Annotated in this window: 18 protein-coding genes; 5 read left to right on the forward strand and 13 right to left on the reverse strand. The window is 72.0% G+C overall.

Going from position 1 to position 19,371, the window contains the following annotated elements:
• The first annotated feature begins 137 nt into the window (after positions 1 to 137).
• Entirely contained in the window at positions 138 to 788 is a 651-nt protein-coding gene (locus LV457_RS03155; RefSeq protein WP_232168943.1) for an FABP family protein, read from the forward strand.
• A gap of 256 nt (positions 789 to 1,044) precedes the next feature.
• Here LV457_RS03155 and LV457_RS03160 read toward each other — a convergent pair whose 3' ends face one another.
• Complete coding sequence (locus LV457_RS03160) at positions 1,045 to 1,887, reverse strand: aminodeoxychorismate lyase (protein WP_232169225.1); 843 nt, start codon at positions 1,885 to 1,887, stop codon at positions 1,045 to 1,047.
• Positions 1,888 to 1,945: 58 nt separating this feature from the next.
• Here LV457_RS03160 and LV457_RS03165 point away from each other — a divergent pair, with 58 nt between their 5' ends.
• Complete coding sequence (locus tag LV457_RS03165) at positions 1,946 to 3,052, forward strand: folate-binding protein YgfZ (protein WP_232168944.1); 1,107 nt, start codon at positions 1,946 to 1,948, stop codon at positions 3,050 to 3,052.
• A 136-nt stretch (positions 3,053 to 3,188) separates the two neighbouring features.
• A complete protein-coding gene (locus LV457_RS03170) occupies positions 3,189 to 3,356 on the forward strand; it encodes a DUF3073 domain-containing protein (RefSeq protein ID WP_232168945.1) in 168 nt (55 codons plus the stop codon).
• Positions 3,357 to 3,380: 24 nt separating this feature from the next.
• On the opposite strand, the gene purM is transcribed toward LV457_RS03170, so the two are convergent.
• Positions 3,381 to 4,451, reverse strand: coding sequence for a phosphoribosylformylglycinamidine cyclo-ligase (purM, locus tag LV457_RS03175; RefSeq protein WP_374198703.1), 1,071 nt, complete (start codon positions 4,449 to 4,451; stop codon positions 3,381 to 3,383).
• Positions 4,452 to 4,655: 204 nt separating this feature from the next.
• Here purM and LV457_RS03180 point away from each other — a divergent pair, with 204 nt between their 5' ends.
• The gene (locus LV457_RS03180; RefSeq protein WP_232168946.1) at positions 4,656 to 6,020 is read left to right on the forward strand and encodes a DUF2867 domain-containing protein; all 1,365 of its coding nucleotides are present in this window, start codon (positions 4,656 to 4,658) and stop codon (positions 6,018 to 6,020) included.
• 1 nt (position 6,021) lies between these two features.
• Here LV457_RS03180 and purF read toward each other — a convergent pair whose 3' ends face one another.
• The 10 genes from purF to LV457_RS03230 form a co-directional block, all read right to left on the reverse strand.
• Positions 6,022 to 7,587, reverse strand: a complete 1,566-nt coding sequence (purF, locus tag LV457_RS03185; protein WP_232168947.1) for an amidophosphoribosyltransferase — start codon at positions 7,585 to 7,587, stop codon at positions 6,022 to 6,024.
• 215 nt (positions 7,588 to 7,802) lie between these two features.
• Complete coding sequence (locus LV457_RS03190) at positions 7,803 to 8,183, reverse strand: sterol carrier family protein (protein WP_232168948.1); 381 nt, start codon at positions 8,181 to 8,183, stop codon at positions 7,803 to 7,805.
• A gap of 566 nt (positions 8,184 to 8,749) precedes the next feature.
• A complete protein-coding gene (locus LV457_RS03195) occupies positions 8,750 to 9,385 on the reverse strand; it encodes a CPBP family intramembrane glutamic endopeptidase (protein ID WP_232168949.1) in 636 nt (211 codons plus the stop codon).
• Positions 9,382 to 11,148 carry an alpha/beta-hydrolase family protein gene (locus tag LV457_RS03200; RefSeq protein WP_232168950.1) on the reverse strand — a complete coding sequence of 589 codons (1,767 nt, stop codon included), beginning with the start codon at positions 11,146 to 11,148 and terminating at the stop codon, positions 9,382 to 9,384. Before LV457_RS03200 ends, LV457_RS03195 begins: the two co-directional genes overlap by 4 nt.
• Positions 11,145 to 13,442, reverse strand: coding sequence for a phosphoribosylformylglycinamidine synthase subunit PurL (gene purL, locus LV457_RS03205; RefSeq protein WP_232168953.1), 2,298 nt, complete (start codon positions 13,440 to 13,442; stop codon positions 11,145 to 11,147). The genes LV457_RS03200 and purL overlap by 4 nt, the downstream gene beginning before the upstream one ends.
• A gap of 30 nt (positions 13,443 to 13,472) precedes the next feature.
• A complete protein-coding gene (locus LV457_RS03210) occupies positions 13,473 to 14,732 on the reverse strand; it encodes a M18 family aminopeptidase (protein ID WP_232168954.1) in 1,260 nt (419 codons plus the stop codon).
• A 5-nt stretch (positions 14,733 to 14,737) separates the two neighbouring features.
• The gene (locus LV457_RS03215) at positions 14,738 to 15,337 is read right to left on the reverse strand and encodes a bifunctional 2-polyprenyl-6-hydroxyphenol methylase/3-demethylubiquinol 3-O-methyltransferase UbiG (RefSeq protein WP_232168955.1); all 600 of its coding nucleotides are present in this window, start codon (positions 15,335 to 15,337) and stop codon (positions 14,738 to 14,740) included.
• A 7-nt stretch (positions 15,338 to 15,344) separates the two neighbouring features.
• Entirely contained in the window at positions 15,345 to 16,019 is a 675-nt protein-coding gene (purQ, locus tag LV457_RS03220; protein WP_232168956.1) for a phosphoribosylformylglycinamidine synthase subunit PurQ, read from the reverse strand.
• Positions 16,016 to 16,255, reverse strand: a complete 240-nt coding sequence (gene purS, locus LV457_RS03225; protein WP_232168959.1) for a phosphoribosylformylglycinamidine synthase subunit PurS — start codon at positions 16,253 to 16,255, stop codon at positions 16,016 to 16,018. The genes purQ and purS overlap by 4 nt, the downstream gene beginning before the upstream one ends.
• 66 nt (positions 16,256 to 16,321) lie before the next feature.
• Positions 16,322 to 16,987 (reverse strand): ATPase, encoded by a 666-nt coding sequence (locus LV457_RS03230; protein WP_232168962.1) that lies wholly within the window; start codon positions 16,985 to 16,987, stop codon positions 16,322 to 16,324.
• Positions 16,988 to 17,076: 89 nt separating this feature from the next.
• On the opposite strand from LV457_RS03230, the gene LV457_RS03235 reads away from it, so the two are divergent.
• Positions 17,077 to 17,715 carry an MBL fold metallo-hydrolase gene (locus LV457_RS03235; protein ID WP_232168963.1) on the forward strand — a complete coding sequence of 213 codons (639 nt, stop codon included), beginning with the start codon at positions 17,077 to 17,079 and terminating at the stop codon, positions 17,713 to 17,715.
• Here the strand turns inward: LV457_RS03235 and LV457_RS03240 are convergent, their stop codons facing one another.
• Positions 17,716 to 19,356 (reverse strand): FAD-binding dehydrogenase, encoded by a 1,641-nt coding sequence (locus LV457_RS03240; protein ID WP_232168964.1) that lies wholly within the window; start codon positions 19,354 to 19,356, stop codon positions 17,716 to 17,718.
• Between the last annotated feature and the right edge of the window lie 15 nt (positions 19,357 to 19,371).

The raw sequence follows: 19,371 nt of genomic DNA on the forward strand, positions 1-19,371 counted from the left end.
AGGCGAGCTCAGCCTGAGCCGACCGGCGGTTAGACTGGGGTCGTGGTCCTCTTCTACGAACTCCTGCTGGTCGCGTGCACCGTGGTCATCACCTGGTTCGCGCTGTACGCCGTCTACCGGCTGATCACCGACGAGTCGTGACCTCGGGCGAACCGACGCCCGGATCCGGCGACCGCGCGGTCGCGGCGGCCGCCGAGCGCGCCAAGGCCACGGCCGGCCGCAACATCCCGGTATTCGACGACCTTCCGCTGCCCGCCGACACCGCCAACCTGCGCCAAGGCGCCGATCTGCACGACGCGCTGCTCGCGCTGCTGCCGCTGGTGGGGGTGTGGCGGGGCGAGGGCGAAGGCCACGACGCCCGCGGCGACTACCGGTTCGGCCAGCAGATCATCGTGTCGCACGACGGCGGCGACTACCTGAACTGGGAAGCCCGGTCCTGGCGGCTCTCCGAGCAGGGCGACTATCAGCAGCCGGACCTGCGGGAAACCGGGTACTGGCGGTTCGTCGTCGACCCGGCCGATCCCAGCGAGTCGCAGGCCATCGAACTCCTGCTCGCGCATTCGGCCGGCTACGTCGAGTTGTTCTACGGCCGGCCCCGCAACCAGCTGTCGTGGGAGCTGGTCACCGATGCGCTGGCGCGCAGCCGGTCCGGCGTGCTCGTGGGCGGCGCCAAGCGGCTCTACGGCATCGTCGAGGGCGGCGATCTCGCCTACGTCGAGGAGCGCGTCGACGCCGACGGCGGCCTGGTGCCGCACCTGTCGGCGCGGTTGTCCCGCCACGTCGGCTGAGCACGCGGTCCGTCGCGGATCTGACCCCCGAACATGAAGCGGCCCCCGAGCCGTACGTCTCATCTGGACAAACGATGAGGGCTCGGGGGCCGGGTGACTGCGGGGAATTCGCCAGCGCCAACACGCTCAGTGATTCCTCGCGGCGGCTGCTAGCCGGCAGTCACCTCACGAGTCCATAAGTCACACAATTTCCCGGACCACCTCCTTTCCCGTGTACCAGCGAAGGTACCCGCGGAAGCGGCGGCCGACAACCGATTTACGCCCCGGCGACCGCCGCGTCGACGAGTTCGGCGAACCGCGGCGTCAGCGGTGCCGGACGCAGCGGCTCACCGTCGAGCGTGTGCACCCGCGCCTGCAGCGTAATGCTCGATACCAGCCAAACCCCTTCTGCCGCAACGAGATCGGCGACGCGCAGTGGCCGGTACTCGCACGGGTGACCGGCGGCGGTGGCGACGTCGAACAGCGCCCGCTGGGTGGTGCCGTGCAGGATCGGCTGCGTGGGCGGCGGCGTCACCAGCGTTTCGCCGAGGGCGATCACGACGGTCGAGCGCGGACCTTCCAGGACGTAGCCGTCGGAGCTGACGAACACGACGTCCCCGGCGCCGCGCGCGGCGCCGTAGCGCAGCGCCGCCATGTTCACCGCGTACGACAGCGTCTTGGCGCCGGCGAGCAGCCACGGCGCATCCGACGCCGACGTCGCCAGTCCACGATCGAGTGTCAGCGCCGCCAGCCCATCGCGCCGCACGGCGTGCACCCGCTCGGGCACGGCCGCGACGGTCAGGTAGGCGGTCGGTGGTCCGCCGCTCTCCCGGCCGCGGCTGTAAACCAGCCGCAGGGCGCCGTCGCCGTCGTCGCAGCGCGCCCACCGGTCGGCGGCCAGCAGGGCGGCGCGCCGCCAGGCGTCGAGGTCCGGCGCCGGCAGCTCCAGCTGGTCCGCCGACCGGCCGAGCCGGTGCAGATGCGCGTCGAGCCGGCACGGTCGGCCGTCCCGGACGAGCAGCGTCTCGAACACCCCGTCGCCGCGCACCGCCGCCAGATCGTCGGCGTGCAGCAGCGGAGCGGATGGATCGCAGCTCTCGCCGTCGGCCGTCACCACCACGCGAATACCGGTCACGCGCAGCAAGGGTAGCCGTGACGCCCGGTCGTAGAGTTGAGGTGTGTCGACCTCCCCTCATGCCGTCCCCGCTCCCGACTCGAGCCCAGACGCGGGCGCGGTGTGGCACTACGGCGATCCGCTGGGCGAGCAGCGCGCCGCGCTGACCGACGCCGTGGCCGTCGACCGCTCGCATCGCGCGGTGATCACGCTGACCGGCGGCGAGCGATTGAGTTGGCTGCACACCATCTCGTCCCAGCACGTCAGCGGCCAAGCCGACGGCACGGCGGTGCAGAACCTGAGCCTCGACGGGCAGGGTCGGGTGGAGGACCACTGGTGGCAGACGGAATCCGGCGGCACCACCTATCTCGACACCGAGCCGTGGCGGGGTGCGCCACTGCTCGGCTACCTGCAGCGCATGGTGTTCTGGTCGGATGTCACGGTGACGGCCGCGGCCTACGGTGTGCTGTCGCTGCTCGGGCCGGCGCTGCACGAGCCCGCCGTCCGCGAGGCGCTCGGCGTCGGGGCGCTGCCGGCGCCGTTGGTGGCCGTCGAAACCGCCGACGGTGGCCTGGTGCGCGGCATGCCGGTCGCGGCCGGCGGACCCGGCGCCGCGGTGGACGTGCTCGCCCCGCACGACCGGATCGCCGACCTGCGCCGGCGGCTGGCGGACGCCGGCGTCCGACCGGCCGGGGTGTGGGCCTACGAGGCGCACCGCGCGGCGGCCGTGCGCGCGCGGTTGGGCGTCGACACCGACGACCGGACCATTCCCCACGAGGTCGGCTGGATCGGCCCGGCCGTCCACCTGGACAAGGGCTGCTACCGCGGCCAGGAGACCGTCGCCCGGGTGCACAACCTCGGCAAGCCGCCGCGGATGCTGGTGCTCACCCACCTCGACGGCTCCGCCGGTGACGGGCGTCGGCCGGCGCCCGGGGATCCGGTGCTGGCGGGCGGTCGCACCGTCGGCCGACTCGGCACCGTCGTCGACCACGTCGACCTCGGGCCCATTGCGCTCGCGCTGGTCAAGCGGGGCATCCCCGCCGACACTGCGCTCACCAGCGGCGGCGAGGTGGTCGCCGAGCTGGTCATCGACCCCGACACCGTGCCCGGCGACGACGGCGTGGGCGCCGGCCGGCTCGCGGTCGACCGGCTGCGAGGCGTCACGCGGTGACCTGCGCCGCATCCCCAGGCCGTGCCAGCAGATCGGGCGTCAGCACGCTAAAGTGTTGGCAGGACTAACAAACAGACACTCATATCGGAGCCGCCCCTCATCGGGCCGCTCCGTTATTGCGCGAGGGGGTTCCCCCATGGGCCGCGGCCGGGCAAAGGCGAAGCAGACCAAGGTTGCACGTGAGTTGAAGTACAGCTCGCCGCAGACCGATTTCGAGCGTCTCCAAAAGGAACTGGCGGGGGCGGACTCCGCCGATGTCGGTGTGCCCGATGGCTGGGACGACGACGACGACTGGCGTCGCTGACATTTCTACCGCGTCGATTCCGCGCTAAAAGCGGGGGTGGCGTCCCACGAGCTCGGCCCGCGCAGCGTCGCGGTGCCCCTTCTCGATCGTTCCCAGTACCCAGCAATTGACGTGCCGGGCCGTCAGGATGGCCAGCGCCCGATCGGTGTCGGCCGGGCTCACGACGGCCACCATCCCGACGCCCATGTTGAACGTCCGCTCCATCTCCTCGGGATCGATGCGGCCGCGATGGGCGATCATGGCGAACACCGGCGCCGGCGTCCACGTCCCGCGGTCGAGCTCGGCGCGCAGCCCCGTCGGCACCACCCGCTCCAGGTTGCCGGCCAGCCCGCCGCCGGTGACGTGGCAGAACGTCCGCACCTCGGTGTCTGCGGCCAGCGCGAGGCAGTCCTTGGCGTAGATGCGGGTGGGCTCCAGCAATTCCTCGCCTAGCGTGCGGCCGAACTCCTCGACGTGGCCGGCGAGGTTCATGTGGCCGATCTCCAGCAGCACGTGGCGCGCCAGCGAATAGCCGTTGGAGTGCAGCCCGCTGGCGGCCATCGCGATGACCACGTCGCCCGGGCGCACCCGGTCGGGGCCCAGCACGTCATCGGCTTCGACGATGCCGACGCCGGTGGCCGAGATGTCGTACGCGTCGGGGTCCATCAGGCCCGGATGCTCGGCGGTCTCGCCGCCCAGGAGCGCGCACCCGGCCTGCACGCAGCCGTTGGCGATGCCGCTACCGATCGCGGCGATCCGCTCCGGAACCGTCCGCCCCACCGCGATGTAGTCCTGCAGGAACAGCGGCTCGGCGCCGCACACCACCAGGTCGTCGACCACCATCGCCACCAGGTCGATGCCGACCGTGTCGTGCTTGTCCATCGCCTGGGCGATCGCGACCTTGGTGCCCACACCGTCGGTGGACGCGGCGAGCACGGGTTCGCGGTAGCCGCCCTTGAGCGCGAACAGCCCGGCGAACCCCCCGAGTCCGCCGATGACCTCGGGGCGGGTGGCCCTGGCGGCGAGCGGTTTGAGTAGTTCGACGGCGCGGTCCCCGGCTGCGATGTCGACCCCGGCAGCGGCGTAGGAGGCGCCGAAGTCCGCGGGGTCTTTCACCGCGCACTCATTCGATCGGTGCAGTCCGTCATCGCGCACAAGGGTACCGGTAGCGGTGCGGGCCGGCGGGGGCACGCAGCACACCGCAGCACATGTTCACCCGGCGCCCCGTCGAACGGACGTTTGCCGCGGGGCCGCACGGGGCAATCCGCACCGCGTCTCGCTCCGAATAGGCCTACGAGCGGACGACGGAGGGAGTCACGGTTGAACGCGCAGGACACGCGGTGCCTGGTCACCGGCGCGACGGGCTACATCGGCGGCCGGTTGGTCCCCCACCTGCTCGCGGCGGGTTACACCGTCCGCGCGATGGCGCGTACACCGGAGAAGCTGGCCGACGCGCCGTGGCGCTCCGACGTCGAGGTGGTCCCCGGTGACCTCGACGACGCCGACTCGCTGGTCAAGGCCTTCGACGGCGTCGACGTCGTCTACTACCTGGTGCACTCGATGGGGTCCTCGAAGGACTTCGTGGACGCCGAGCGGCGCGCTGCCGAGAACGTTGTCGCCGCGGCCCGCCGCACGGGCGTGCGCCGCATCGTCTACCTCGGCGGGCTGCATCCGAAGGACACCAAGCTCTCCGATCATCTGGCGTCGCGCACTCAGGTGGGCGACATCCTGCTCGAGTCCGGCATCGAGACCGTGGTGCTGCAGGCCGGCGTGGTCGTCGGCGCCGGATCGGCGTCGTTCGAGATGATCCGTCACCTCACCGACCGGCTGCCGGTCATGACGACGCCCAAGTGGGTGCACAACAAGATCCAGCCCATCGCGATCGACGACGCGCTGCACTACCTCACCGGCGCCGCGTCGGCGGCGGTGCCCGAGTCGCGGACCTGGGACATCGGCGGCCCCGACGTGCTCGAATACGGCGACATGATGCAGGTGTACGCCGAGGCGGCACGGCTGCGGCCCCGACGGTTCGTGGTGCTGCCGTGGCTGACGCCGTCGCTGGCGAGCCGGTGGATCGGTCTCGTCACGCCGATCCCGCCCGGGCTCGCCGGTCCGCTCATCGAATCGCTGGAGTGCGACGCGGTGGCGAGCGAACACGACATCGACGCCGTCATCCCGCCGCCGCCGGGGGGTCTCACCCCGTACCGCGAGGCCGTCGAGGCCGCGCTGCGCAGCATGCGGACCGGGGATCTCGAACCCGATCCCACCAGGGCGGCACCGGCGGACCGGCTGCCGAGCGACCCGGCGTGGGCCGGTGAAACGGTCTTCCGTGACGTGCGTTCGGCCGTCACCTCGGCGAGCCCCGACCGGGTGTGGAAGGCGATCGAGGCAGCCACCCAACAGCCCGGCGGCTGGTTCAGTTATCCGCTGGGCGTCTCCGCACGGCGGTGGACCGTGGAGGCGCACGAGCACGGCAGCCGGATACGCATGCGCGCTACGGGCTTCGGGCCGGGTGAGGCGTGGCTGGAGCTCCGGGTGACTCCGGACGACGGCGGCGCCCGCTACGAGCAGCGCGTTACGTTCGTGCCGCACGGCCTGGGTGGGCTGGCGTACTGGTACTCATTGTTGCCGCTGCACCGCCTCGCGTTCCGGCGGCTGCTCGACTCGGTGCTGCGCGACCGCTGAGCTACGGCCGCCGCAGCGCCGACGCGTTGTCGTTGACGTCCTGCAGCGGCAGCCCGGTGCGCGCCGCGGTGGCGAGCATGTGTTCGATCACGTTCTTGCCCAGCGCCGATTCGCCCGGCAACTCGATCGGATAGTTGCCGTCGAAGCAGGCCGAGCACAGCCGCGACGTCGGCTGCTCGGTGGCGGCGATCATGCCCTTCTGCGAAATGTAGCCCAGCGTGTCGGCGCCGATGGCGTGCCGCACCGCGTCGAGCATCTCCCGGTGGTCGTCGCCGGCGGTGTTGGCGGCGTTGGCGATCAGCTCGGCGGGTGAGGCGAAGTCGATGCCGTAGAAGCACGGCCACTTGACGGGCGGCGAGGCGATCCGGACGTGAACCTCCAGCGCGCCGGCTTCGCGCAGCATCCGCACCAGCGCGCGCTGGGTGTTGCCGCGCACGATCGAATCGTCCACCACCACAAGCCGTTTCCCGCGGATCACTTCCTTGAGCGGGTTCAGCTTCAGCCGGATGCCCAGCTGGCGGATGGTCTGCGACGGCTGGATGAACGTGCGCCCGACGTAGGCGTTCTTCATCAGCCCCTGCCCGAACGGGATGCCGGACTCCTGGGCGTAACCGACGGCCGCGGGCGTGCCGGACTCGGGCACCCCGATGACGAGGTCGGCATCGACGGCGCACTCCCGCGCCAGCCGGCGGCCGATGTCGACGCGCGTGGAGTGCACGGATCTGCCGCCGATGACGCTGTCGGGACGGGCGAGGTAGACGTACTCGAAGACGCAGCCCTTGGGCTGCGGGTTGGCGAAGCGGGTGGACCGCACGCCGTCGGCGTCGATCGCCAGCAGCTCGCCGGGCTCGATGTCGCGGACGAAGGAGGCGCCGACGATGTCCAGCGCCGCGGTCTCGGACGCCACGACCCAGCCGCGGTCCAGCCGGCCGAGCGACAGCGGCCGCACGCCGTACGGATCGCGCGCCGCGTACAGCGTGTTCTCGTCCATGAACGTCAGGCAAAAGGCGCCGCGGACGGTCGGCAGCAGTTCTAGGGCGGCCTGCTCCAGGGTGGCGTCGGCGGCGCCGTGCGCGAGCAGCGCGCCGAGGATGTCGGAGTCGGTGGTGGCGGCGCCGGGCACCCGCGGGTTGAGCAGCCCGGCGTCGCGCGCACGGGCGGCGAGCTCGGTGGTGTTGACGAGGTTGCCGTTGTGGCCGATCGCGACGCCGGTGCCGGCGGCGGTGTTGCGGAACACCGGCTGCGCATTCTCCCAGGTCGTGGACCCGGTGGTGGAGTAGCGGCAGTGCCCGACGGCGACGTGGCCGGGCATGGCGGCCAGCGTCTGCTCGTCGAACACCTGGCTGACGAGGCCGAGGTCCTTGAACACCAGCACCTGCGAGCCGTCGGCGACCGCGATGCCCGCCGCCTCCTGCCCGCGGTGCTGCAGGGCGTACAGGCCGTAGTAGGTGAGCTTGGCGACCTCCTCGCCCGGCGCCCAGACGCCGAAGACGCCGCATTCTTCGCGGGGCGGGTTGTCTACGTCGTGCGAGTTGGCTACGTCGTGCTCCGGCGATGCACAGGTCACGGTGCGGGCTGCTCCTCGCGAAAAAGAGGGGGTCGGCGTCTGTGAGTCTACGGCGCCCACTCGACTATTCATGCATCGTGCGACGGTGCCACCGCACACAACGTCCATCGGGCTTCCGCTATTTCCGGGCGTTAACCACTCCGGGCAGCAGCTGCGCGTTTAGGGGTGACTTGACGCGAGGCCTTCCTCGTTCAGCGAGCTTGTTCAGCGAGCCGCTACAGCGGCACGACCGGTAGCCACCGCGCGATCTCGCCCGCCCGCGAGCCCGACATCGTCAAGTGGTCGGCCGCGGCGTCCTCGACGGTCAGCAAGCCCGTCGCCAGCAGCAGCCAGGTCCGCGGATCGGCCTCGACGACATTGGGCGGATTGCCGCGGGTGTGCCGCGGGCCGGGGACGCACTGCACCGCGACGAACGGCGCGACCCGCACTTCGACGCTGGCTCCCGGTGCCGCCTGCGCGAGCGTGCGGGCGGTCAGCCGGACCGCCGCCGCCAGCTCCGGGCGACCCGGCGTGGGCTGCCGGTCGTCGTGCAGCCAGTCCGCGACCGCCGCCACCGCGGCCCGGGTCGCTGCGGGATCGACCGAACGAGGGGGCATGGCGCCGCCATCGTAGCGTCGAGGTGGCACTTGAGCCCGGTCGTCACCGCTGTCCCAGGCGTCACGAGCGCGGATCGATGTCCGCACTGCCCGCCTCTGAGCGACAGCCGGGCGTCTGTCGAGGCGGCGACTACCCTGCTTGGCCACTGACCTCCACGCCTCGGCGTTCACTTTCACACCTCGGCGTTCACTTCTACACCTCGGCGTTCGCTTCCACATGTGGGCGACGACACGCCGACGCAGGCCGCCGTGAGGTGAACGTCGAAGCCCAGGTGTGGAGCTCAGCGCCGGCGTGTGGAGATCGACACCGAGGCGTGAGAGTCGACGCCGAGGCGTGCACGTCGACACCGAGGCGTGAGCGTCGGCGCCGAGGCGTGAGAGTCGACACCGAGGCGTGCAAGTGAGCGGGCGAGTCCGTAACCGTCCGTCGACGAGCACGGGCGTCGTCGCGACGCCACACCGACGCGGAGCGCGCCTATCCCCGCTCGTTGTCGCTCGGAGGCGGGCACTCGCACGATTGGGTCCGCCGAGCGACGGGTGTGGCGCATGTGACAGCCGGCTACCGCTTACCGACGGGCTCGCCCGCGCACCCACAGCGCCGCGACGGCGCCCGCCTCGTTGGCGGCGAGGTGGGCGAGCAGCGGCGCCGCAAGGCTGCCGGTGCCGCGGCGCAGCTCCGCGAACACCCAGCCCGCCACCGCGGTCACCGCGACGGTGCCGATCACGGATTCGCCCGCCGCGCGCGCATCGGCGATGTGCCAGGTCCCGAACACCGCCGCCGAGACCAGCTGCCCGGCACGGCGCCCGAAGGCCTCCTCGGCCACCGATCCCAGCGCGCCGCGGAACGCCACCTCTTCGGTCCACGCGGTGCCAAGCGGGATGCGGACCACCAGCCACTCCCAGGCCGGCTGCGGCGTGGCCCGCGCGGCCATACCCGCGCGCACGGCGGGGATGTTCACCGCGACCGCGGCTCCGGTGCCGACCAGCGCGGCCGCCGTGATCCCGACGCGCAGTCCGCGCCACAGCTCGGGCGGTCGCAGGCCGAGCCGCGAGTGGGTGAGCCGCAGCAGCGCGGTGGCCCACGCCGCGAAGATCACCGGCCGCCAGCGCTCGGAGATCCGCGGCTTGACGGCCACACCGAACGCCGCAAGACCCCCGGCGAGCGCCAGCGCGCGGGCGACGGCGGTAGGCCGCGCCTTCATGCCGAACCGAACTGTCGCTGCTGCAGGACGGCTCGCACGCGCTCGGTGTCGGCGGCGGTCCAGCCGGCGGGCGGCGCGACCGCGGCCCAGCCGTCGAGCACCGTCAGCCCGTAGTTGTGGCCGTGGCCGCCGGGCACGCCGACCGCGTTGGTCATGTCTGCGCCGACCTGCCAGAAGGTGACGATCGGATACCACCGCATCGCGCTCGAACGCCCCGGCGGTACCGGCTCTTTGAGCCAGTCGGGTTTCTTGAACAGCAGGTCCGGCGACCACCACACGATCGGATCCGACGGGTGCTGCAGGAAGAGCACGCGGGTCCCCGGCCACGGCGGCTTCGCGACGGCCGCGATCTCCGACGGCGGATCGCCCATGCTGAAGCGCACGGTGCGGCCGCCGTCGTAGCGCGGCTCGACCTCGAAGGTGCCCGGGTCGCGCCGGTCGGTGAGCGCCCGCCACAGCGAGCTGGCGTTCGGTGGCCCCACCCACAGCACCGAGTCGAAGCCCAGCTCGGAGATGTCGGGCAGGAAGCCGAATGCGCCCTGCCCGGCCATCGATCCGAGGCTCTCGCCGTACAACGCCAGGCGGGGCCGTCGATCCGGGGGGAGCGCCGACCACCAGCGGTGCACGGTGGTCACGAGCAGTCGGCCGGCCGCGACCGCCTTGTCCTTATCGGCAAGGAACGAGATCCAGCTCGGCAAGTAGGAGTACTGCGAACCCACGATTGCGGTGTCGCCGTTGTACATCATCTCCAGCGATGCCGCGGCGACGGGGTTGATCCAGCCCGTCCCGGTGGTCGGCGAGATGACCAGGATCTCGCGGTCGGCGGCCCCGGTGCGGTCGAGTTCACGCACCAGCGTGTTCATGCGACCCTCGTCGGTGTCCGCGGTCCCCAGCCCGGCGTAGATCCGGACGGGTTCGCGGGCCCCGGGGCCGTTCAACGCGGTGAGGTCGGCGACGCTGGGTCCGCCCGCGACGAAGTTGCGGCCCTGGTAGCCGAGGCTGTCCCAGGACGCGAACGACGCCGGGCTGCCGGATCTTTCGGGCGCCGTGGGCTGCGTGACGCCCGCCCGGGTCTGTTCGTCCTGCGGCCGTGCCGCCGCTGCGGTCACCGCGAAGAAGCCGCGGATGAGCACACCGTTGACGAGCATCACCACCAGCGCGACGACGATCGCGACGCCGAACAGCAGCGCCACCTCGTCGTGCATGTGGAAGCGACGCTTGAACAGCCGGGTGAGCAGCCGGCTGAGGTCGCGCAGCACGCGCGCTATGCCGATCACCAGCGCTCCGACCGCCACCGAGACCAGGACCGTGCGCAGGTAGCCCGGCGTCTGCGGACCTTCGACGCCCATCAGCTGCGAGATCTGCCGCTGCCAGCGCGCGGCGGGGATGAGCATCAGGATGCAGGCCGCCGCCGAGACCGCGACGACCCCGGCCTTCAGCACCGACAGCACCCAGCCGGCCGGCGGCCACCACGCCCGGTCGCGGAACACGAACGCGAACAACACCTTTCCGACCAGGACACCCAGGCCGTAGCCGATCGCGGCGTTGACGCCGCCGATCAGGCCCTGGAAGAGCCAGTCACGCGGCAACAGCGACGGCGTCAGCGACAGGCAGAAGAACAACGCCCCGAACGGGATACCGACGAAGTCGAGCCGCAGCAGGCTCCACGCCCACCGCAGGAACGCACCGCGGTGTCGCTGCCGGGCGTCGGTCTCAGCGGCGGCCGGAGTTGCCGTCGTCGCCGTCGCGTCCTCGGTGGTCATCCGAACAGCGCGGGAAGGACGCCTTCCGACGTGGCCCGCAACTCCGCCAGCGCGACGGTGAACAGCCCCTGCACATCGACCGCGTCGGAGCCCTGGTCGACGACGCCGATGCGGGTCAGCGGCACGCCCCGCGCCTTGCACATCGACCGGAAGCGGCTCTCCTCGGTCCGCGGCACGGCGACGAGCACCCGGCCTGCCGACTCGGAGAACAACGTGACGAAGGGATCGGCGCCCTCGGGAATGAGGACGCGGCAACCGGTTTCGCCCGCCAGCGCCGACTCCACGACCGCCTGGATCAGCCCGCCCTCGCTCAGGTCGTGGGCCGCTGAGACCAGGCCGTCGCGCGACGCCGCCGTGAGCACCTCGGCGAGCACCTTCTCGCGGGCCAGGTCGACGGCGGGCGGCACCCCGCCGAGGTGGTCGCCGGTGACCTGCGCCCAGATCGAGCCGTCGAACTCGTCGCGGGTGTCGCCGAGCAGCAGCAGCGTCTCGCCCGGCTCGGTGCCGAGCCCGGTCGGGATGCGGCGCCGGACGTCGTCGATGACGCCGAGCACCCCGACCACCGGCGTCGGCAGGATCGCGGTGGCACCGGTCTGGTTGTAGAAGCTGACGTTGCCGCCGGTCACCGGAATGCCCAGCGCCGCACAGCCATCGGCGAGCCCGCGCACAGCCTGCGAGAACTGCCACATGACCGCCGGGTCCTCCGGAGAACCGAAGTTCAGGCAGTTCGTCACCGCGACCGGGGTGGCGCCGGTGACCGCCACGTTGCGGTAGGCCTCGGCGAGCGCGAGCTGCGCGCCGCGGTACGGGTCCAGCCGGGTGTAGCGCCCGGACGCATCGGTGGACACCGCGACGCCCCGGCCGGTCTGCTCGTCGATGCGCAGCATGCCGGCGTCGGCGTACTCGGCCAGCACGGTGTTGCCGCGCACGTAGCGGTCGTACTGCTCGGTGATGTAACCGCGGCTACACAGGTGTGGGCTGCCGATCATGGCCAACAGCGTCGCCCGCAGCTCGTCGCCGGTGGCGGGGCGAGGCAGCGCCGCCGAGGTGTCGGCGTTCAGCGCGTCCTGGTCGGCGGGCCGTTCGACGGGCCGCTGGTACACCGGGCCTTCGTGCGCGACGGTCCGCGGCGGCACGTCGACGACGGTCTCGCCGCGCCAGGTGATGCGCAGCCGGTCACCGTCTGTGACCTCGCCGATCACAGCCGCGAGCACGTCCCACTTGCGGCACACGTCGAGGAACCGCTCGACGTTCGCCGGCGCGACGACCGCGCACATGCGCTCCTGCGATTCGCTCGACAGGATCTCCGCGGGCGTCATGTTCTTCGCGCGCAGCGGTACCGCGTCGAGCTCGATGTGCATGCCGCCGTCGCCGGCCGACGCGAGTTCGCTGGTGGCGCAGGACAACCCGGCGCCGCCGAGGTCCTGGATGCCGACCACCAGGCCGGCGGCGTAGAGCTCCAGGCAGCACTCGATGAGCACCTTCTCCATGAACGGGTCGCCCACCTGCACGCTGGGAAGCTTCTTGCGGCCGGGCCCGCCGCCCTCGTCACCGCTGAAGGTGTCCGATGCGAGCACGCTGACACCGCCGATGCCGTCGAGGCCGGTGCGGGCGCCGAACAGGATGATCTTGTTTCCGGTGCCCGACGCGAACGCCAGGTGCAGATCCTCCTTGCGGAGCACGCCGACGCACAGTGCGTTCACCAGTGGGTTGCCGGCATACGACGCGTCGAACACGGTCTCGCCGCCGATGTTCGGCAGGCCCAGCGAGTTGCCGTAGCCGCCGATGCCGCGCACCACGCCGTCGAGCACGCGGCGGGTGTCGGGGGCGTCCGCGGCGCCGAAACGCAGCTGGTCCATCACCGCGACCGGGCGGGCGCCCATCGCCATGATGTCGCGGACGATGCCGCCGACGCCGGTGGCCGCGCCCTGGTAGGGCTCGACGTAGGACGGGTGGTTGTGCGACTCGACCTTGAACGTGACGGCCCAGCCGTCGCCGATGTCGACGACGCCGGCGTTCTCGCCGATACCCGCCAGCATCCCGGCGCGCATCTGGTCGGTGGTGGTCTCGCCGAAGTATCGCAGATGCACCTTCGACGACTTGTAGGAGCAGTGCTCGCTCCACATCACCGAGTACATCGCCAGTTCGGCGTCGGTGGGCCGGCGACCCAGGATCTCGCGGATGCGCTGGTACTCGTCATCTTTGAGGCCGAGCTCGCGGTAGGGCTGCGGCTGGTCCGCGGTGGCGGCGGCCCGCTCGACCGTGTCGATGGTCCTGGTGAGCTCAGACGTCACGCACGACAGTCTAGGTTGCGGGTGTCCGGGTCAGCTCGGTGACAGAAACGCCTGCAGCGCCGCGGCGTAGGCGGCGACGTCGTGGGCGCCCATCAGCTCGCGCGCCGAGTGCATGGCCAGCTGCGCGGCACCGACGTCGACGGTCGGGATGCCGGTGTTCGCGGCGGTCATGGGCCCGATGGTGGAGCCGCAGGGCAGATCGGCGCGGTGCTCGTAGCGCTGCAGCGGCACCCCGGCCTGCCGGCAGGCCAGCGCGAACGCCGCAGCCGAACGGCCGTCGGTGGCGTAGCGCAGGTTCGGCTGCACCTTGAGCACCGGCCCGCCGTTGACCTCGATCGGGTGGCCGGGTTCGTGCCGCTCGGGATAGTTCGGATGGGTGGCGTGCGCCATGTCGCCCGACGCCACCACCGAGGCGGGCAGCAGCCGCAGGTAATCCTCCCGGCCGCCGCCCGCGGCGAGCACGATGCGCTCCAGCACGGTGGTCAGCAGGGTCGACTGCGCACCGTGGTCCGACGTCGATCCGACTTCTTCGTGGTCGAACAGCGCGAGCACCGGAACGGAGGCGCCCGGCTGCGCGCCCAGCAGCGCCGCCATGCCCGCATAGCAGGTGGCCTGGTTGTCGAGCCGCGGCGCGCTGAGCATGCCGCCGTCGGCGCCGACGATCCGCGACGGCGCGGTGTCGTGGGTCATCAGGTCGAAGCCCAGGACGTCGCCCGCCGGCACGCCCGCGGTGTCGGCGACGTGGTCGACGAAGCGGCCCGCCCCGTCGCCGGTGGCCCACACGGCGTTGACGTGCCGCTGCGGGTCGAGGGTCAGCGACCGGCGGTCCTCGGCGAGGTGGATGGCCAGCTGCGGCACCCGGAGGATCGGTTCGTCGATGCGCACCAGGTGCTCGGCCACCCCGTCGCCCGACCGGACCAGCAGCCGGCCGCTGATGCCGAGGTCGCGGTCGAGCCAGGAGTTCAGCCAGACCCCGCCGTAGGGCTCCAGCGCCACGACGGCCCAGCCGGCGGCCGACCGGTCGGGCTGCTGCTTGACCCGCAGGTTGGGGCTGTCGGTGTGCGCGCCGACCACCCGGAACGGCCGGCCGGGCGCGCCGTCGCCGTTCCAGGCGACGAGCGACCCGGACCGCACCGTGAAGTACCGCCCGCCGGCCGCGGGCCAGGTGTCGGATTCGGCGAGCTCGGTGTAGCCGGCGTCGCGCAGCCGCCCGGCGACCGTCGCGCACGCGTGGTACGGCGACGGCGAGGCGTCGATGAAGTCGCAGAGCTCGGTGGGACCGGCAGCCATGGCCGTCATCCTCGCAGGACGGTCACCGCGAAGTCGGCGTCCGGGGTCCAGGGCCGCAGATCCCAGGTCGCAAAGCGGATGTCGACGGAGAGCCCGGCCGCCGCGGCGTGGGTGTCGAAGTCAGCGAGCTCGTAGCCGCGTCCGGCGCCGAAGCCCACCACCACCGGTCCCCCGGCGACCACGTGCGCCGCCACCTGCCGCAGCACGTCCACCTCGGTGCCGGGCGCCACGAACGTCATCACGTTGCCGGCCAGCACGGCGCCGTCGAAGCGGCGGCGGGACCCGTCCTCGGCGCGCAGGTCGAGTTCACTCAGGTCGCCGACCTGCCACTTTCCGCGCGGGTGGTCGGCAGCGGCCGCGGCGATCAGCGCCTCGTCGGCGTCGACGCCGAGCACCGGGTGGCCGAGGTCGATCAGCGCGGCGCCCACGCGGCCGGTGCCGCAGCCGGCGTCGAGCACCGACGCGCCCGGCGGCAGCAGCGCGTGCAGGAAGCGGGCCTCCCCGCCCAGGTCGGCGCCCTCGGCCGCCAACTTGCGGAAGCGTTCGATGTACCACTGCGAGTGCCCGGCACGGGTGTCGGTGACCCAGCGGGTAGGAGGCGCCACGGCCGGCTCAGACGGTGAGGACCGCGTCGAACACCGAGAGGAACATGCCCAGCCCGTCGTCGGACGGGCCGGTGAGCGCCTCGGTGGCGTGCTCGGGATGTGGCATCAGGCCGACGACGCGGCCGTTGGCGGAGCTGATGCCGGCGATGTCGCGCATCGAGCCGTTGAGGTTCTCGCGGAACCGGAACACGACCCGGCCCTCGCCTTCGAGCTCGTCGAGCACCGACTCGGGGGCCACGTAGCGGCCCTCGCCCGATTTCAGCGGGATCAGCAGGTCGGCGCCTTGCTCATAGCGCGACGACCACGCGGTGGTGTTGTTTTCGACGTGCAGCCAGACGTCGCGGCAGATGAAGTGCAGGTTTTGGTTACGGGTGAGCGCACCGGGCAGCAGCCCGGCTTCGCACAGCACCTGGAAGCCGTTGCAGATGCCCAGCACGGGAAGACCGCCGCGCGCTGCGTCGACGACCTCGCCCATCACCGGCGCGAACTTCGCGATGGCGCCGGCGCGCAGGTAGTCGCCGTAGGAGAAGCCGCCCGGCACGATCACCGCGTCGACGCCCTTGAGGTCGGCGTCGGCGTGCCACAGGCTGACCGGTTCGCCGCCGGCCAGCCGCACCGCCCGTGCGGCGTCGACGTCGTCGAGTGATCCGGGGAAGGTGATCACACCGATGCGCGCGCTCATACCTGCTCCCTGCTCACCGACCAGTCCTCGATCACCGTGTTCGCCAGCAGCGACTCCGCGATCTTCGCGACCGCCTCGTCGTCGATGCTGTCGTCGACCTCGAGCTCGAACCGCTTGCCCTGCCGCACGTCCGACACCCCGCCGTAGCCGAGCCGTCCCAGCGCGCGGGCGATCGCCTGGCCCTGCGGGTCGAGTATTTCCGCCTTGGGCATGACGTTCACGACGACGCGGGCCACGCGCGACTCCTACGAGTTCGGTACGGATTTGCCACCTGAGCCTACCGGCGGCGGCCGGTTGCGGCCCTATCGGCACGACCCGACGTAGGCGCCGCACAGCGGTGCGACCAGCGCGTCGAGCAGCTGCGCGTCGTCGACGGCCGGCCAGGCGACGGCCGGCGGTGACGTCGACCACATCGCAAGCTCGACCAGGCTTCCGCTGCGCGGGTGGGCCGCCACGTATTGCCGCAGCACACCGCGGACCGGATCGGTGACCACGCCGGCGAGCCGGTTCGCGCGGTCGGTGGTGACCACGGGCGGCGCGCCGCCCAAGCAGCTGCGCAGCGCCACGGCCGCGGTGCGCATCACCTGGTCGACCAGCATCCCGGTGTGCTGGGTGTCGCCACGCCAGTGCAGCACCTGGACCTGCAGCTGCCACTGCCCGGACGGTTGGGGCACCACCGCCGTGGCGGCGACGGCGTAGCTGCGCGGATCGTCGGGGCGCGGCGGCGTATAGCACCACTCGTTGAACCGGAACACCGGCGCGGCGACCGGCGTCGCGCGCTGCGCGAGCGCCGGCCACCCGTAAACGCCGTTCAGCGGCAACACCGCCGGCGCGGGCCAGGCGGAGGCCGGGATCCGGTCGCACACCGGCGGGCAGCGCTCGGGTTCGGCGACAGCGGCGCCGGCCGCCAGCAGTCCCCCCACCGCCAACGACGCCGTCACCGTGACCGCGGTCAGCCATCGGATCACTACAAGTCCCTCCCTGGCGGGAGGATACTCACCGACGACGCGGCCGCAACGTCCTTCGCGCAACCCGGCGCAGGCAGCACAATCGGCGCATGCAGCTCACTCACTTCGGGCACTCGTGCCTGCTCGCCGACATCGCCGGGACCACGCTGTTGTTCGACCCGGGGGTGTTCTCGCACGGCTTCGAGGGCATCACCGGCCTGTCCGCGGTGCTGATCACCCACCAGCACCCCGACCACGCCGACCCCAAGCGGCTGCCGGCGCTCATCGACGCCAACCCCGGCGCCGCGTTCTACGCCGACCCGCAGACCGCGGCGCAGCTCGGCGAGCCGTGGCAGGCGGTCAATGTTGGTGACCGATTCTCCGTGGGCGGACTGGACATCCGCGGCGTCGGCGGTGCGCACGCGATCATCCACCCCGAGATCCCCAACATCGACAACATCTCCTACCTGGTCGGCGACGGCCAGCACGCCGCGCGGCTCATGCATCCCGGCGACGCGCTGTACCTGCCGGGTGAACCGGTCGACGTGCTCGCGCTGCCCGCCGCCGCGCCGTGGATGCGCATCTCCGAGGCCGTCGAGTACCTGCGCGGCGTCAACCCGCGCGCCGCGGTGCCGATCCACCAGGGCATCGTCGCGCCGGAGGCCCGCGGCATCTACTACTCGCGGTTCACCGAGATGGGCCGGGCGCAGTTCCGGGTGCTCGACGAGGAGAACGGCACCGAGCTGTAGTCAGACCGCTGCGGCCGCGGCCCGGCCCGCCGCCCGGCCGGAGAAGATGCAGCCGCCCAGGAACGTGCCCTCCAGCGATCGGTAGCCGTGGACGCCGCCGCCGCCGAAGCCGGCCACCTCGCCGGCCGCGTACAGCCCGTCGAACACCTCGCCGCCGGCCTTGAGGACCCGGGCGTCGAGGTCGGTCTCGATGCCGCCCAGCGTCTTTCGGGTCAGGATGTGCAGTTTGACGGCGATCAGCGGGCCCGCCTTGGGATCGGTGAGCCGGTGCGGCGCGGCGATGCGGAACAGCCTGTCGCCGAGGAAGTTCCGCGCGGTGCGCAACGCCGCGATCTGGGCGTCCTTGGTGAAGGTGTTGACGATCTCGCGGTCGCGGGCGACGACCTCGGTCTCGACGGCGGCGTAGTCCAGCGGCACGACGTCGGGCAGCTCGTTCATCGCCGCCACCAGCTCGGGAAGCGTGTCGGCGCTGACGAAGTCGACGCCGCGCTCGACGAACGCCCGCACGGGCGCCGCGGGGCCGGGCCGCACCCGCGAGAGCACCTTGGCGATGCTGCGGCCGGTGAGGTCGGGGTTCTGCTCCTGACCCGAGAGCGCGAACTCCTTTTCGATGATCTTCTCGTTGAGGACGAACCACGTGTAGTCGTGCCCCGACCGCGCGATGTGCTCCAGCGTGCCGAGCGTGTCGAAGCCGGGATACAGCGGCGCGGGCAGCCGACGGCCGGTGGCGTCGAGCCACAGCGACGACGGGCCGGGCAGGATGCGGATGCCGTGCGACGGCCAGATCGGGTCGTAGTTGGTGATGCCCTCGGTGTAATGCCACATGCGGTCGCGGTTGATCAGGTTCGCGCCGGCCGCTTCGGTGATGCCGAGCATCCGGCCGTCGACGTGGGCGGGCACACCGGCCAGCAGCTGCTCGGGCACCCGGCCCATGCGGGCGGGCCAGTTCTGCCGCACGGCGTCGATGTTGCCGCCGATACCGCCACTGGTGACGATCACGGCCTGCGCCCCGAACGTGAAGTCGCCGACCACGTTCCGCGAGCTTGCGACGCCGCGGGCGGCCGTCGAGGGTTCGAGCACCGCACCGCGGACGCCCGTCACGGCGCCGCCGGTGACGATGAGCTCGTCGACCCGGTGGCGGTGCGCGAACCGGACGTTCGGCGCATCCCGCAGCGGGCGGGCGAACATCTCGACGAGCGCCGGCCCGGTGCCCCAGGTGATGTGGAAGCGGGGCACCGAGTTGCCGTGGCCGCGGGCGTCGTAGCCGCCGCGCTCCGCCCAGCCGACCAGCGGAAAGATCTTGAGGCCGCGGTCACGCAGCCAGCGGTACTTCTCGCCCGACGCGAAGTCGACGTAGGCGTGCGCCCATTGCCGCGGCCAGTGGTCCTCGGGCCGGTCGAAGGTGGCCGAACCCAGCCAGTCCTGCAGCGCGAGGTCGTAGCTGTCGCGGACGCCGAGCCGGCGCTGCTCCGGGCTGTCGACGAAGAACAGCCCGCCGAACGACCAGTAGGCCTGCCCGCCGAGGTTCGCCGCGTTCTCCTGGTCGAGGACGAGCACCCGCTTGCCGGCCGCGGCCGCCTCGCCCGCGGCGACCAGCCCGGCCAGCCCCGCTCCCACCACGATGACGTCGGTGTCACTCACGCGGCCCACGCTAGC

The organism is Mycobacterium sp. MYCO198283 (assembly GCF_021213805.1).
Taxonomy (GTDB): Bacteria; Actinomycetota; Actinomycetes; order Mycobacteriales; family Mycobacteriaceae; genus Mycobacterium.